Consider the following 14,290-nt stretch of genomic DNA (forward strand, 5'->3'; position numbering starts at 1 on the left):
GCACAGGAATGTGGCGCGCCTCACAGACTGTTTCCACACTGCGAGAAACCGCGCCGGGAATCCGCAACAGTGCCTGGAATCCCCCTCAACTCGATCTGGCGCGGTAACCAACCCGGGCGTAGCATGGTCTGACTTGGTGCCCGTTTTGATCCATCTTGAAACGGGTTTGTCGTCACGGGTTATCGTCATTCTCGGAGACCTGTCATGAGCGCCGCCCCCTTGCTCCTGCGCCTTGCCGTGGTCCTGGCCGGCAGTGTCTGCATGGCCGGCGCCGCGTGGGCCCAACAGGGCCTGCAACTGAAACCGGACCGCCAGGCGTTCACGAAGTGGCAAGGCCGGCTGCAGATGAGCCAGAGCCAGGACATCGACGGTCTCTCCTTCGACGCCCGCAACGGCAGCCGCCTGCTCAGCGCCAACCTGCTGGCGGACTATTACCTCACCGGATCGGGCCTGGGCGCCGGCACGCGCGGCGGCCTGCGGGCCACCGGCGGCCTGATGCTGGGCCCGATGTCGCTGCTGCAGAGCAGTTCCGGCCTGGCGCTGGGCCAGGGCGCGGCGGTGTCGCCGTCGCTGTCGGCCGGTCGCCGCAGCCTCAGCCTGCTCACCGGCCCGGAGCGCGAGCCCAACCTGTCGCTGTCCTACGTCGGCGTCGGCTACACCAGCTACTCCTTGCGCGGCGGCTGGGGCTTCAGTGCCGATGTCGGCGTGGTCGGCGGCGGTGCCTCCGGCCTGCGACTGGGCAACAGTGCGCCGCAGGCCGAGCTGTCGCAGGACCTGCGCTACAAGCCGGTCGTCCAGTTCGGCGTCAGCTACAGCTTCTGATCCTCCGAGCGCCGGGCGCCAGGGCCACCGTTCCGACGGTTTGAGCCCAGCCCAGCGCGGGCTTGCGCGCTGCTTGATAATCCTCGGATCGCGCACCTCCGCACGGACCCACCTCGGTGGCCCCCGGAACGGATCCTGCCGCGCAACGCACACGCCTTCCCGCATCAGCTTTCAGAGGATTTCCGCCATGAGCGACGTTCAGCAACGCATCGACGACCTGGTCAAGGGCAACCGCATCGTGCTCTTCATGAAGGGCACCGCGCAGTTCCCGATGTGCGGCTTCTCCGGCCGCGCGATCCAGATCCTGAAGGCCAGCGGCGCCAGCGAGCTGAAGACCTTCAACGTGCTCGAGGACGAAAGCGTCCGCCAGGGCATCAAGGACTACGCCAACTGGCCCACGATCCCGCAGCTCTACGTCGACGGTGAGTTCGTCGGCGGCTCCGACATCATGATGGAGATGTACGAGAGCGGCGAGCTGCAGCAGCTGCTGGCCAAGGCCTGATGAGCGCTGCGGCGGCACCGAGGCCGCGCCTGATCGTCGGCATCACCGGCGCGACGGGCGCCGCCTACGGGCTGCAGCTGCTGCGCCGGGCGCGCGCGATCGGCGCGGAGACCCACCTGGTCCTCAGCCCCGCCGGCGTGCTCAACGCCCACCATGAACTGGGGCTCGCGCGCGACGCGCTGGAGCGCGAGGCGGACTTCGCCTACGCACCCGGCGACATCGGCGCCTGCGTCGCCAGCGGCAGCTTTCCGACCGCGGCGATGGTCATCGCGCCCTGCTCGATGCGCACGCTGGCCGCGGTCGCGCATGGGCTCTCGGACAACCTCATGACGCGCGCCGCCGACGTGACGCTCAAGGAGCGCCGGCGCCTGATCCTGATGGTCCGCGAGACGCCGTTCAACCTCGCTCACCTGCGCAACATGACCGCGGTGACGGAGATGGGCGGCATCATCTTCCCGCCGCTGCCGGCGCTGTACCTGAAGCCAAGCTCCATCGAGGAGATGGTCGCCGAGACCGTCGAGCGCGTGCTCGAACTGGCGCAACTGCCGGGCGCCTCGCCGCAGGCGTGGCTGGGGCTGCGGCCTCAGGCCTGACCCGGCATCAACCAGCCCTTGCGGGCGCCCATCACCATGTTCGGATACTCCGCGCGCCCGCGGCTGCCGTTGTAGCGGCCCAGCGCGAGGAAGAGGTCGCCCTTCTCGCGGTCCAGGTAGTGCCGCAGGATCACGCAGCCGAAGCGCAGGTTGGTCTGCATGTGGAACAGCCGGGACACCTGCCCGTCGCCGATCGAGCGCATCCAGAACGGCATCACCTGCATGTAGCCGCGTGCGCCCGCGACGCTGATCGCGTACTTCTTGAAGCCGCTCTCCACCTGCACCAGCCCCAGCACCAGCGCCGTCTCGAGGCCGGCACGGGCGCTCTCGTACCAGAGGGTCTCGAGGAACTCGATCCGCGTCTGGGTCTCGCTTTTCTTGCGCTTCATGCGCTCGCTCATCTCGCCGAGCCAGCGCAGGTAGGCCAGGCGCGGCTCGATCGACTCGAAGCGCGGCTTGGGTGGCGCATCCGAGGCGATCGCGGCCGACATCGCGGAGCGGACCGCATCCGCCAGCGGCTCCTCCACCTGGGCGCCGGCGAACGCCGGGCGCGGCAGACAGGTCGCGGCGCCGGCGAGCAGCAGCGCGCGGCGCGAGGTCGGAGCAATCGTCTTGAAGCCAGAGTCAGTCACGGGAACGGCGGAGGTCAGGGGGCGTCGGAAATCGATCGACAAGCGCGTGGGGCGCGGCGCGGCAGCATAACGGCGCGCGCCGCCGCCGTCAGCGGGAGAGCCAGCGTTCCAGCGGCAAAGGTCGCGGACCGCGCACGCGCGCGAGCACGAGGCCGGCGGTCCAGTAGGCGAGCGCCAAGCCGGTTGCCACCACCGTGCCCGGCTGCCATGCGAGCCCCGCACCGCTGAACAGCGCGAAGCTCAGGACCGAACTGGAAAGATACAGCGTGAGTGTGTGCCGCCCCAGCGGCGCGAGCGCGTTCAGCAGCCGCGGATCGCTGCGCATGCGCAGCACCAGCGCGGGCACGACGGCGCTCAGCAGCAGCAGGGTCGGATAGAGATAGAAGATCGCATAACGGCTGGTGACGTAGCTGTCACCGTCGCGCAAGCCGGGCCAGAGCAGCGAGGCGAAGGCGATGTTCACCGCCACCGCCGGCCACAGCGCACGACGGGACCAGCGTCGCAACGCAGGCTCCCAGCGCGGGTGCGAAAAGAGCCGCAGGCGCGCGGCCATCAGCCCGGCAGTCATCAGCAGCAGCGGCGTAGGCAAGCCCAGCGTGGCGAAAGCGATGGTCGATGCGAGGAAGTGACCTGCATTGCGCAAGGTCCAGTCTCCCCACGTCGCCGGCGCCGACAGCGATATCGACGGCTCGCCCGACAGCGGCATGCTCGCCATCGCGACGGTCAGTGCAATCACCGCGAGTTCCAACCCGATCAGCACCCGCAAGCGGACTTTCAGCATCGCCATCGAATGCCCGGCCCAGATCGCCAGGATCGATCCGGCGACGGCGTAGAGCGTCAGGATGTCGCCCATATAGAGCAAGGTGCCATGCAGCAGGCCGAGCGTCAGCAGCTTGGCGAGGCGGCGTCGGCGCTTGCCCAGGGCCTCCTCGCCCCGCGACTGGGACAGGCACTGGCTGTAGCCGAACAGGAAAGCGAGCAGCGAGATGCCCTTGCCCGCGATGAGCGCGTGCAAGCACCAGGACAGGGTCTGGGCGACGAGGCTGTCCGCGGGCGAAGGCGGGCTCAGCGGCCCGGCATCCGGCAAGGCGGGGTAGCCGACCCAGTTGACGGCGATCACCGGGAACAGGGCCAGCGCGCGCAGCGCGTCCACCGCCGCGACACGCTGCGGCGGACGAGCCGGACTCACGCGAGTCGTTGCTTCAGATGCGCGACGACGTCGGCCAGCGCCAGCTTGGTGGCGGCGGCATCTCGGCGGCCTTGGTATTCAACCTGGCCTTCCTTGAGGCCGCGATCGGAGATCACCACGCGATGCGGCACGCCGACCAGTTCCCAGTCCGCGAACATCGCGCCGGGACGTTCGCCGCGGTCGTCCAGCAGCACGTCGATGCCGAGGTCGAGCAGTTCCTCATGCAGCTGGGTCGCGGCGGCCTTCACCTCGTCGCTGCGGTCCATGCCGATCGGGCACACCACCACGGTGAACGGCGCGATCGCGTCGGGCCAGACGATGCCGCGCTCGTCATGGTTCTGCTCGATCGCCGCGCCCAGGATGCGGGTCACGCCGATGCCGTAGCAACCCATCTCCATCAGCTGGGGCTTGCCGGTCTCGTCGAGGTAGGACGCATTCATCGCGGCCGAGTACTTCGTGCCGAGGTAGAACACGTGGCCGACCTCGATGCCGCGCTGGATCGCCAGCACGCCCTTGCCGTCCGGCGAGGGATCGCCTTCGACGACGTTGCGGATGTCGGCGACCAGATCGGGCTCGGGCAGGTCACGACCCCAGTTCGCACCGGTGAAGTGGAAGTCGGCCTCGTTGGCGCCGCAGACGAAGTCCGACATGTTGGCGACGGTCCGGTCGGCGATGACCTTCAGCGGCTGCTTCAGGCCGATCGGGCCCAGATACCCAGGCTTGCAGCCGAAGTGCGTGTCGATCTCCGCGGCGGTCGCGAAGCGGAAGCCGCCCTTCAGGCCCTCGAGCTTGCCGGCCTTCACTTCGTTCAGGTCGTGGTCGCCGCGGACCAGCAGCAGCCAGACCTGCGACTTGACGATGTTGCCTTCGTCGTCGAGCTCGTCGGTCGCCAGCACCAGCGACTTCACCGTCTGCGTCAGCGGCAGCTTCAGCAGGTCGGCAACATCGGCGCAGGTGGCCTTGCCGGGCGTGGGCGTCTTCGTCAGCGGCTGCGTCGCGGCACCGCGCGTGGCGATGAGCGACAGCGCCTCGGCCAGTTCGATGTTGGCCGCGTAGTCGCTGGTCGGGCAATAGATGATCGCGTCCTCGCCGGTCTCGGCGATGACCTGGAATTCATGCGAGCGGTCGCCGCCGATCGCGCCGGTGTCCGCCGCCACCGCGCGGTACTGCAGGCCCAGCCGATCGAAGATCCGGCCGTAGGCTGCGTACATGGCGTCATAGCTGCGGCCGGCCGCTTCCTTGTCGCGGTCGAACGAGTACGCATCCTTCATCGTGAACTCGCGGCCGCGCATGATCCCGAAGCGGGGCCGGCGTTCGTCGCGGAACTTCGTCTGGATGTGATAGAAATTCTTCGGCAGCTGCTTGTAGCTGCGCAGCTCCTGGCGCGCGATGTCGGTGATGACCTCTTCCGACGTCGGCTGGATGATGAAGTCGCGCCCGTGGCGGTCCTTCACGCGCAGCAGTTCCGGACCCATCTTGTCGAAGCGGCCCGTCTCCTGCCACAGCTCGGCCGGCTGCACGACCGGCATCAGCAGCTCGACGGCGCCGGCGCGGTTCATCTCGCCGCGGATGATGTGCTCGACCTTGCGGATCACGCGCAGGCCCATCGGCATGTAGTTGTAGATGCCGGCGCCCAGGCGCTTGATCATGCCGGCCCGCATCATCAGTTTGTGGCTGACGATTTCCGCATCGGCGGGCGCTTCCTTGAGCGTGGAGATGAAGAACTGGGAGGCTTTCATGGGCGCAGAAAATAAAAGTCCGCGGTCAGCCGGGCCGCCGCGGAAAAAACCGTGAATCACCGAGGGTTAGCGATGATCGCGCCGGGTCGCAGCCCCGGTGCAATAATCAATCCAACGAATGATTTGAAGGTTGATTATGCTCGACCGTGAAGGCTTCCGGCCCAACGTCGGCATCATCCTGCTCAACCACAAGAACGAGGTGTTCTGGGGCAAGCGCATACGCACCCATTCTTGGCAGTTCCCCCAAGGGGGCATCAAGCATGGAGAGACGCCCGAGCAGGCGATGTTCAGGGAGCTGCATGAGGAAGTTGGCCTCACTGCGGACCACGTGCGCATCATCGCGCGCACGCGGGACTGGCTCCGTTATGAAGTGCCGGACCACTTCATCCGGCGCGACGCGCGCGGGCACTACCGCGGGCAGAAACAGATCTGGTTCCTGCTCCAGATGATGGGTCGCGACAGCGACATGAACCTGCGCGCCACCGACCATCCCGAGTTCGACGCCTGGCGTTGGAACGAGTACTGGGTGCCGCTGGAAGCCGTGATCGAATTCAAGCGCGGCGTGTATCAGATGGCGTTGACGGAACTCGCGCGTTTCCTGCCGCGCTTGAATCATCACAACCGCTATCTGCGCGCCGGCATGCGACCGCCGCCGCGGGGCGACCGTCATGGCGGACACGGCGAGCACGGTGATCATCACGGCGACCAGGACCACCACCGGCAGGAGCGTTTCGATCATCGGCCCCACGACCCTGACGGCCCGGCGCATGCGGAGGCCACGCATCAGGAGTCGCACGACGGTCGCGAGGTCGCACCGCCGGGTGCCGCCCACGGCGGCCCGGTGGAACCTCCGAAGGACTGAACGCTCGCTGCTGGCGATGTGGACATGACAAAGGCGCCCGTGGGCGCCTTTGTCTTTGCTGGGCGCGCTTCAGCGCCGCATCTCTGGATGCCTCAACGCAGCACGAGGTTGTCGCGGTGGATCAACTCCGGTTCGGCCGCATAACCCAGCACCCGTTCGATGTCGAACGATGGCTTGCGCGCGATCAGCCGGGCCTCGGCGCTGCCATAGTTGGTCAGGCCGCGCGCGAGCTCTTTCCCGCCCAGGTCGACGATGGCGATGACGTCGCCGCGATGGAACTCGCCCGACACCTCCTGCACGCCGATCGGCAGGAGGCTCTTGCCTTCCTCCCGCAGCTTGATCGCCGCGCCCGCATCGACGATGACCTTCCCGCGCAACTGCAGGTGATCGACCATCCACTGCTTGCGCGCCGCGAGTTTCGCGGTCGAGGCCATCAGCGCCGTGCCGATCGCCTCGCCGGCGGCCAGGCGCAACAGCACGTCGGGCTCGCGACCCCAGGCGATCACGGTGTTGGCGCCGCTGCTGGCCGCGCGCTTGGCGGCCAGGATCTTGGTGATCATCCCGCCGCGCCCGATGCTGGAGCCGGCGCCGCCGGCCATCTCCTCGAGCTCGGGCTTGCCGGCCGTCGCGCGATCGATGAATCGCGCGTTCGGGTCCTTGCGCGGATCGGCCGAGTACAAGCCCTTCTGGTCGGTGAGGATCACGAGCGCATCAGCCTCGACCAGATTGGCGACCAGCGCGCCGAGCGTGTCGTTGTCGCCGAACTTGATCTCGTCGTTGACGACGGTGTCGTTCTCATTGATCACGGGCACCACGCGATGCTGCAGCAACGCCAGCAGGGTCGAGCGCGCATTCAGGTAGCGCTCGCGGTCGGCCAGGTCGACATGCGTCAGCAGCACCTGCGCGCTGGTCAGACCCTGCTCACGCAGCTTGGTCTCGTACATCTGCGCCAAGCCCATCTGGCCCACGGCCGCCGCGGCCTGCAGCTCGTGCAGCTCCTTCGGACGGCTTGCCCAACCCAGTCGCTTCATGCCCTCGGCGATCGCGCCGCTGGACACCATCACGACCTCGCGACCCTCGCGCGCCAGCTCCGCCAACTGACGGCACCAGTTGCCGATCGCCTCGGCATCGACGCCACGGCCCTCGTTGGTCACCAGACTCGAACCGACCTTCACGACGATGCGTCGCGCGTCCTTGAGGACGCCGTTCAGTTCGCCGCCCAGGTTGCCGGTCGGTTGGCCAGTGAGATTGCCGTTGCTCATGCGCGAAGGATCAGGGAACGGTGAGGCCGGAGCCGGAAGTCAGGGCAGCGGATCGAAGCGCGGATCGCGCTCGGGCGGCTTTTCCGCCTTGTCGGCCTTGTCTGCTTTCGCGGCCTTGACCGCCTTGGCCTTTGTGGCGCGCGTCTTGCGCGTTTCCTGGAAGGCCTTCGGAGGATCGATCGTCGGCGCGTCGAAGCGCGCGTCCGGGTCTTCCACCGGCGGCGACTGGATCGCCGCCACGTGGTCGTAGATGGCGCGGATCAGCGGCTCGCAGCCTTCGCGCGTCAGCGCGGAGATCTCGAACACCGGGCCCTTCCACTTGTAGCGCTTGACGAAGTCCTTCACGCGGGCGGCGCGCTCTTCCACCGGCACCATGTCCAGCTTGTTCAGCACCAGCCAGCGCGGCTTCTCATACAGCGCCTCGTCGTACTTCTTCAGTTCCTTGACGATGGCCTTGGCCTCGGCGACCGGGTCGACGTCCGGATTGAACGGCGCCAGATCCACCACATGCAGCAGCACGCGCGTGCGCTGCAGGTGGCGCAGGAACTGGTGGCCCAGACCGGCGCCTTCAGCGGCACCTTCGATCAGGCCCGGGATGTCGGCGATGACGAAGCTCTTCTCCGGCCCCACGCGCACCACACCCAGGTTCGGATACAGCGTCGTGAACGGGTAGTCGGCGATCTTCGGGCGCGCATTCGATACGGCGGCGATCAGCGTCGACTTGCCGGCGTTGGGCTGACCGAGCAGGCCGACGTCGGCCAGCACGCGCAACTCCATCTTGATCTTCTTGATCTCGCCGGGCCAGCCGGGCGTCTTCTGACGCGGGGCGCGGTTCGTCGAGGTCTTGAAATGCAGGTTGCCGAAGCCGCCATCGCCGCCCTTGGCCAGCAGCACCGGCACATCGGGGTCGAGCAGCTCGGCGATGATCTCGTCGGTCTCCAGGTCGCGGACGATGGTGCCGACCGGCACCTTCAGCGTAATGTCGTCAGCGGCGGCGCCGAACTGGTCCGAGCCGCGGCCCGCTTCGCCGTTGCGCGCCTCGTGGCGGCGCGCGTAGCGGTAGTCGATCAGCGTGTTGAGGTTGCGGTCGGCCATCGCGAAGACGCTGCCACCCTTGCCGCCGTCGCCCCCGTCCGGGCCGCCGAACGGAATGAATTTCTCGCGCCGGAAGCTGGCGCAGCCCGCCCCGCCGTTGCCGGCGGCGATATCGATGGTGGCTTCGTCAACGAACTTCATGGATGGCCTTCAGTCCCGGAGCGGGGCTATCGTAATTCACGCCCCCACGCTCCCGCGCGAGGCCATGCTTTGAATCGATGCGAGTCAGGTTTCGCCGGACTCACGGTCGGCGCGGTGCCCGACGGGATCGGGCCCCGAAAAAACAAAGCCCCGGACGAGGCCGGGGCTCTGGGTCCGCCGAACGCGGGAGACCCAGGTCTCCCGCGTCGCGGCGTCAGGACATCAAGTCGCTCAGATCGCCGTGACGACGACCGTGGAGCGGCTGTTTTCGCCCTTGACGGTGAAGGACACCGTGCCGTCGATCAGCGCGAACAGCGTGTGGTCCTTGCCCATGCCCACGTTGGTGCCCGCGTGGAACTTCGTGCCGCGTTGGCGGACGATGATCGAGCCAGCCGAGATGGTCTGGCCGCCGTACACCTTGACGCCAAGCATCTTCGGCTTCGAGTCGCGGCCATTTCGTGTTGAGCCGCCGCCCTTTTTCTGTGCCATGGATTACTCCTTGATCAGATTACGAGAGAGTCAAAGATCAGCCGTTGACCGCGCTGATTTCCAGCTCGGTGAACGTCTGGCGATGGCCTTGGCTCTTCTTGTAGTGCTTGCGACGACGCAGCTTGAAGATGCGCACCTTGTCATGCTTGCCATGCGCCACCACGGTGGCCTTGACGCTTGCACCCGCAACCAAGGGAGTCCCGATCTTCAGGTCCGCGCCGTTTCCGACGGCCAGCACCTGGTCAATCACGATCTCTTGGCCAACGTCCGCAGCAATCTGTTCTACCTTGATCTTTTCGCCAGCAGCAACTTTGTATTGCTTGCCGCCGGTTTTTATGACCGCGTACATATCAGCCCTTTCACATGAGAGCGGCTCGTCGGCACCCCGAAACAACCGGAAGCGTCCATCGACCGCCCAAGAAAAAACACCGCACAAAGATGCGGAGCCCAAGAATGTAGCACAGACCCTGGCATCGATGCAAACCCTGATCCGTCGCGAAGCCCGTAGCCACCGGCCTTGGGAGGCGCCGAAGCGACATCGGGCAGGCATTCGCGACGCGCCGGAGTGACTTTGGCGGCGCGCCCGTGCGAGGGCGCGGACGTCACGGACAGACCTGGCCCCGCGCCTTCCTATAATCCGCGCTTCCCCTCACAGTGAGTCCAGAGTGCAGCCCATTGCCTCTACCCCAGTTGCCGAGGTCCTCGAGGCGCTGAATGCGCAGATGAACGAAGTCGATGCCGTGATCGCGCAACGGCTTCGCTCGGACGTCGCCCTGATCAACCAGATCTCCGCATACATCGTCCACGCAGGTGGCAAGCGGATGCGGCCCAAGCTGGTGCTGATGTTCGCCAACGCGCTGGATGCGGACTCCCCCGCCAGCCGGGAACTCGCGGCGGTCGTGGAGTTCATCCACACCGCCACGCTGCTGCATGACGACGTCGTCGACGAGTCCGCGTTGCGACGCGGCAAGCAGACCGCCAACGCGCTGTTCGGCAACGCGGCGAGCGTGCTGGTCGGCGACTTCCTCTACTCGCGCGCCTTCCAGATGATGGTCTCGGTGAACCGCATGCGCGTGCTGGAAGTGCTGGCGGACGCGACCAACGTGATCGCCGAAGGCGAGGTCCTGCAGTTGATGAACATGCACGACCCGGACGTCGCGGTGGACAGCTACCTGCGCGTCATCCGCTACAAGACCGCCAAGCTGTTCGAGGCCAGCGCACGTCTGGGCGCGGTGCTGGCCGATGCCCCACCGGCGCTGGAGGAAGCGTGCGCAGGTTACGGCCGCGCATTGGGCACGGCCTTCCAGTTGATCGACGACACGCTGGACTACGAGGGCACCAGCGAATCGCTGGGCAAGAACGTCGGCGACGACCTGCGCGAGGGCAAGCCCACGTTGCCGCTGCTGATCGCGATGGAGCGCGGCACCGAGGACGACCGGGCACTCATCCGCCATGCCATCGAGCATGGGGAGGTGGAGCGCCTGCAGGACATCGTCGCCATCGTGCGCCGCACCGGCGCGCTGGAGGCGACACGCGAAGCGGCCCGCGCGGAGGTCGCACAGGCCAGACAACATTTGTCGGCGCTGCCTCTTTCCAAGTGGAAAGAAAGCCTGCTAGAATTTGCGGCTCAGTCGGTGGAGAGAAGTTCTTGAACAGACGTTCTTGAAAGCCTCTTGATCGAGTGACCAAAACGGGGTGTAGCTTAGCCTGGTAGAGCGCTACGTTCGGGACGTAGAGGCCGGAGGTTCGAATCCTCTCACCCCGACCAGGACATCGATGACGCCGCGGATCGCAAGATTCGCGGCGTTTTTCTTTGCGCGCGCCAAAACCAAAACGCTTGGCACGTGCCGGCGTACCGTGAAGAGGCGCGCCGCCCCACACCTGGGGGTCAGGCCTTGCGGGGGCGCTCGAGTGCCCACGGAAGGTCTCGCACATTTCGCGCTCAATTTCCAGTGACCAAGGCCGAAATTGCACGAAGCGTCTGACTTCAGTGAAAGCCAGGACAGCCCCTGCCGCCGCCCCTCCGTTCATGGGGGTAAAGTGAGGGGCTGTTCCGGCGCGTGCGCCGGCATCCGGCAAGACCCTACCCGATGGCGATATCCGTGGACACCACACTGGCCGAACCTCCCCAGTCCGCCTTGTCAGGCGTTGCCCGTGTGCTCGTGCACGCCGGCAAGCTCAAGCCGCAGGCTGCCGAGGACCTGGTCAAGCTGGCCCGCGAAAAGAAGACCAGCTTCGTCAACGCGGTGATGGCCTCGGGCACCGTGTCGCCAGCGGACCTGGCACACACGCTGTCGCATGCGCTCGCCCTGCCGCTGCTGGACCTGAACTCGGTCGACGGCCACAAGCTGCCGCAGAACATCATCGACGCCAAGCTGGCGGCGCAGTACCAGGTCGTGGTACTGGCGCGCCGGGGCAACCGCCTGTTCATCGGCGGGGCCGACCCGACCGAGCAGGAGGTCGTCGAGCGCATCAAGTTCGCGACCCAGTTGACGCCCGAATGGATCATCGTCGAGCACGACAAGCTCGCGAAGCTGCTGGGGATCACCGCCGCGTCGACAGCGGAGGCGCTGGAGGCCATCGCCGGCGAAGACTTCGACTTCGACATCGCCGAGGACGACGCCCCGCCCCCGGAGGAGTCGCAGGAGATCACCGACGTCGAGGATGCGCCCGTCGTGCGCTTCCTGCAGAAGATGCTGGTGGACGCGATCAACATGCGCGCGTCGGACCTGCATTTCGAGCCCTTCGAATACCACTACCGCGTCCGATTCCGGGTGGACGGCGAGTTGCGCGAGATCACCCAGCCGCCGATCGCGATCAAGGACAAGCTCTCGTCGCGGATCAAGGTGATCTCGCGGATGGACATCTCCGAACGCCGCGTCCCGCAGGACGGTCGGATGAAGTTGAAGTTCGGCTCCAAGGCGATCGACTTCCGGGTCTCGACGCTGCCCACGCTGTTCGGCGAAAAGATCGTGATCCGGATCCTGGACCCCTCCTCGGCCAAGCTCGGTATCGAGGCCCTGGGCTACGAGAAGATCGAGAAGGAGCGCCTGCTCCATTGCATCCAGCGACCCTACGGGATGATCCTGGTCACCGGTCCGACGGGCTCGGGCAAGACGGTGTCGCTGTACACCTGCCTGAACATCCTGAACGTGCCGGGCACCAACATCTCGACCGTCGAGGATCCGGCCGAAATCAACCTGCCCGGCATCAACCAGGTCAACGTCAACGACAAGGCCGGCCTGACCTTCTCCGCGGCACTGAAGGCCTTCCTGCGCCAGGATCCCGACATCATCATGGTCGGTGAGATCCGGGACCTGGAGACGGCGGACATCGCCATCAAGGCCGCCCAGACCGGCCACATGGTGATGTCGACGTTGCACACCAACGACGCACCGACCACCTTGACCCGGCTGTTGAACATGGGCGTCGCACCGTTCAACATCGCCTCGAGCGTGCTGCTGATCACCGCGCAGCGGCTGGCGCGCCGGCTGTGCGAGAACTGCAAGGCACCGGCCGAATATCCGCGCGAAGCGCTGCTGCGCGCCGGTTTCCTCGAGTCCGATCTCGACGGCAGCTGGAAGCCGTACCGGGCTGTCGGCTGCTCGAATTGCAACAATGGTTATCGTGGACGCGTCGGCCTTTACCAAGTGATGCCCATCACGGAGCCGATCCAGCGGATCATCCTGTCCGAGGGAACGGCCGTGGACATTGCCCACCAGGCCCGCGCGGATGGCGTGCGGGACCTGCGGCAGTCCGGGCTGGTCAAGGTCCGGGCGGGCGTCACGACACTGGAAGAGGTGCTGGCGGCCACCAACGAATGACATCGGAAAGCATGACGCGGCGTCCTCGGGCGCCGCGTTCGCGTGTCCGGCTTCAGGTCACCAGGATCGTTCGAACGAGTCAAAGATTGGGAGCGCCACTCGTCTGGCGCGACGGCAGGAGGTGATATGGCGACGACCACCGCAAGCGCCAAGGGCGCGGCCAAGGGCATCAAGGAATTCGTCTTCGAATGGGAAGGCAAGGACCGCAACGGCAAGATCGTTCGCGGAGAGATGCGGGCCGGCGGCGAAGCCGTCATCAGCGCGTCGCTGCGGCGCCAGGGCATCCTGGTCAGCAAGATCAAGAAGCGTCGCAGCTCCGGTGGCAGGTCCATCAAGCAGAAGGACATCTCGGTGTTCATGCGCCAGTTGGCGACCATGATGCGTGCGGGCGTCCCGCTGCTGCAGTCCTTCGACATCGTCGCGCGCGGCAGTCCGAACCCGCGCCTGACCAAACTGCTGACCGACATCCGCCAGGACGTCGAGACCGGCACGTCCCTGTCCGCCGCCTTCCGCAAGCATCCGCTCTACTTCGACACGCTGTACTGCAACCTCGTGGAAGCCGGCGAGCAGGGCGGCATCCTGGAAGCGCTGCTGGATCGCTTGGCGATCTACCAGGAAAAGACCGTGGCCCTGAAGGGCAAGATCAAGTCTGCACTGACCTACCCGATCGCCGTGCTGATCGTCGCCTTCGTCGTGACGGCGGTGATCATGATCTTCGTGATCCCGGCCTTCAAGGACGTGTTCAAGTCCTTCGGCGCCGATCTGCCCGCGCCGACGCTCTTCGTGATGGCGATGTCGGAGATCTTCGTCGCCTACTGGTGGCTGATCTTCGGCGTCATCGGCGGCGGCCTGTACTTCTTCTTCCAGAGTTGGAGGCGCTCCGAGAAGATGCAGAAGTTCATGGATCGTCTCCTGCTGAAGATCCCCATCTTCGGCGACCTGCTCTACAAGTCCGCCGTCGCGCGCTGGACCCGCACGCTGGCGACGATGTTTGCCGCCGGCGTGCCGCTGGTGGAAGCGCTGGACTCGGTCGGCGGCACCTCGGGCAATGCCGTCTACGCCCAGGCCACCGAGCAGATCCAGCGCGACGTGGCCGCAGGCTCGGCGCTCACCACCTCGATGACACAGACCGAGGTCTTC

The 14,290-nt window shown here is 66.4% G+C and carries 14 protein-coding genes and 1 tRNA gene; 8 read left to right on the top strand and 7 right to left on the bottom strand.

Going from position 1 to position 14,290, the window contains the following annotated elements:
- The first annotated feature begins 204 nt into the window (after positions 1 to 204).
- The 3 genes from VF536_RS17335 (at position 205) to VF536_RS17345 (ending at position 1,917) form a co-directional block, all read left to right on the top strand.
- On the top strand, positions 205 to 822 hold the full coding sequence (locus VF536_RS17335; RefSeq protein WP_331616107.1) for a hypothetical protein: 618 nt from the start codon (positions 205 to 207) through the stop codon (positions 820 to 822).
- Positions 823 to 1,009: 187 nt separating this feature from the next.
- The gene (gene grxD / locus VF536_RS17340) at positions 1,010 to 1,324 is read left to right on the top strand and encodes a Grx4 family monothiol glutaredoxin (protein WP_088407921.1); all 315 of its coding nucleotides are present in this window, start codon (positions 1,010 to 1,012) and stop codon (positions 1,322 to 1,324) included.
- Positions 1,324 to 1,917 carry a UbiX family flavin prenyltransferase gene (locus tag VF536_RS17345; RefSeq protein ID WP_331616108.1) on the top strand — a complete coding sequence of 198 codons (594 nt, stop codon included), beginning with the start codon at positions 1,324 to 1,326 and terminating at the stop codon, positions 1,915 to 1,917. The genes grxD and VF536_RS17345 overlap by 1 nt, the downstream gene beginning before the upstream one ends.
- On the opposite strand, the gene VF536_RS17350 is transcribed toward VF536_RS17345, so the two are convergent.
- The 3 genes from VF536_RS17350 to VF536_RS17360 all read right to left on the bottom strand — a co-directional run bounded on the left by VF536_RS17350 (position 1,908) and on the right by VF536_RS17360 (position 5,477).
- Positions 1,908 to 2,549 carry a lytic transglycosylase domain-containing protein gene (locus VF536_RS17350; protein ID WP_331616109.1) on the bottom strand — a complete coding sequence of 214 codons (642 nt, stop codon included), beginning with the start codon at positions 2,547 to 2,549 and terminating at the stop codon, positions 1,908 to 1,910. The genes VF536_RS17345 and VF536_RS17350 overlap by 10 nt on opposite strands.
- A gap of 88 nt (positions 2,550 to 2,637) precedes the next feature.
- Positions 2,638 to 3,738, bottom strand: a complete 1,101-nt coding sequence (locus VF536_RS17355; protein WP_331616111.1) for a DUF418 domain-containing protein — start codon at positions 3,736 to 3,738, stop codon at positions 2,638 to 2,640.
- A complete protein-coding gene (locus tag VF536_RS17360; RefSeq protein ID WP_331616112.1) occupies positions 3,735 to 5,477 on the bottom strand; it encodes a proline--tRNA ligase in 1,743 nt (580 codons plus the stop codon). Before VF536_RS17360 ends, VF536_RS17355 begins: the two co-directional genes overlap by 4 nt.
- Positions 5,478 to 5,613: 136 nt before the next feature.
- Between VF536_RS17360 and VF536_RS17365 the strand changes: the two genes are divergently transcribed.
- Positions 5,614 to 6,339: an RNA pyrophosphohydrolase gene (locus VF536_RS17365; protein ID WP_331616113.1), complete on the top strand. Its 726-nt coding sequence runs from the start codon at positions 5,614 to 5,616 to the stop codon at positions 6,337 to 6,339.
- Between the two features lie 92 nt (positions 6,340 to 6,431).
- Here the strand turns inward: VF536_RS17365 and proB are convergent, their stop codons facing one another.
- The 4 genes from proB to rplU form a co-directional block, all read right to left on the bottom strand.
- Entirely contained in the window at positions 6,432 to 7,601 is a 1,170-nt protein-coding gene (gene proB, locus VF536_RS17370; protein ID WP_331616114.1) for a glutamate 5-kinase, read from the bottom strand.
- Between the two features lie 39 nt (positions 7,602 to 7,640).
- Positions 7,641 to 8,837, bottom strand: coding sequence for an Obg family GTPase CgtA (gene cgtA, locus VF536_RS17375; RefSeq protein WP_331616116.1), 1,197 nt, complete (start codon positions 8,835 to 8,837; stop codon positions 7,641 to 7,643).
- A gap of 231 nt (positions 8,838 to 9,068) precedes the next feature.
- Positions 9,069 to 9,326, bottom strand: coding sequence for a 50S ribosomal protein L27 (gene rpmA / locus VF536_RS17380; protein WP_088407914.1), 258 nt, complete (start codon positions 9,324 to 9,326; stop codon positions 9,069 to 9,071).
- A gap of 37 nt (positions 9,327 to 9,363) precedes the next feature.
- Entirely contained in the window at positions 9,364 to 9,675 is a 312-nt protein-coding gene (gene rplU, locus VF536_RS17385) for a 50S ribosomal protein L21 (protein ID WP_297531896.1), read from the bottom strand.
- Between the two features lie 373 nt (positions 9,676 to 10,048).
- On the opposite strand from rplU, the gene VF536_RS17390 reads away from it, so the two are divergent.
- The 4 genes from VF536_RS17390 to VF536_RS17405 form a co-directional block, all read left to right on the top strand.
- Positions 10,049 to 10,978, top strand: a complete 930-nt coding sequence (locus VF536_RS17390; RefSeq protein ID WP_331616117.1) for a polyprenyl synthetase family protein — start codon at positions 10,049 to 10,051, stop codon at positions 10,976 to 10,978.
- A 39-nt stretch (positions 10,979 to 11,017) separates the two neighbouring features.
- A tRNA-Pro gene (locus tag VF536_RS17395) sits at positions 11,018 to 11,094 on the top strand.
- A 322-nt stretch (positions 11,095 to 11,416) separates the two neighbouring features.
- Positions 11,417 to 13,150: a type IV-A pilus assembly ATPase PilB gene (pilB, locus tag VF536_RS17400; protein ID WP_331616119.1), complete on the top strand. Its 1,734-nt coding sequence runs from the start codon at positions 11,417 to 11,419 to the stop codon at positions 13,148 to 13,150.
- 126 nt (positions 13,151 to 13,276) lie between these two features.
- Positions 13,277 to 14,290: type II secretion system F family protein (locus tag VF536_RS17405; protein WP_331616120.1), on the top strand; the 1,014-nt coding region annotated here is incomplete at its 3' end.

It is taken from the genome of Roseateles sp., from assembly GCF_036486225.1.
GTDB lineage: Bacteria > Pseudomonadota > Gammaproteobacteria > Burkholderiales > Burkholderiaceae_C > Roseateles.

Excerpts from the sequence above, each read along its gene's own strand:
- VF536_RS17335 (WP_331616107.1), top strand. The coding sequence starts at position 205 with ATGAGCGCCGCCCCCTTGCTCCTGCGCCTTGCCGTGGTCCTGGCCGGC.
- grxD (WP_088407921.1), top strand. The coding sequence starts at position 1,010 with ATGAGCGACGTTCAGCAACGCATCGACGACCTGGTCAAGGGCAACCGC.
- VF536_RS17345 (WP_331616108.1), top strand. The coding sequence starts at position 1,324 with ATGAGCGCTGCGGCGGCACCGAGGCCGCGCCTGATCGTCGGCATCACC.
- VF536_RS17360 (WP_331616112.1), bottom strand. The coding sequence starts at position 5,477 with ATGAAAGCCTCCCAGTTCTTCATCTCCACGCTCAAGGAAGCGCCCGCC.
- VF536_RS17365 (WP_331616113.1), top strand. The coding sequence starts at position 5,614 with ATGCTCGACCGTGAAGGCTTCCGGCCCAACGTCGGCATCATCCTGCTC.
- proB (WP_331616114.1), bottom strand. The coding sequence starts at position 7,601 with ATGAGCAACGGCAATCTCACTGGCCAACCGACCGGCAACCTGGGCGGC.
- cgtA (WP_331616116.1), bottom strand. The coding sequence starts at position 8,837 with ATGAAGTTCGTTGACGAAGCCACCATCGATATCGCCGCCGGCAACGGC.
- rpmA (WP_088407914.1), bottom strand. The coding sequence starts at position 9,326 with ATGGCACAGAAAAAGGGCGGCGGCTCAACACGAAATGGCCGCGACTCG.
- rplU (WP_297531896.1), bottom strand. The coding sequence starts at position 9,675 with ATGTACGCGGTCATAAAAACCGGCGGCAAGCAATACAAAGTTGCTGCT.
- VF536_RS17390 (WP_331616117.1), top strand. The coding sequence starts at position 10,049 with ATGAACGAAGTCGATGCCGTGATCGCGCAACGGCTTCGCTCGGACGTC.
- pilB (WP_331616119.1), top strand. The coding sequence starts at position 11,417 with ATGGCGATATCCGTGGACACCACACTGGCCGAACCTCCCCAGTCCGCC.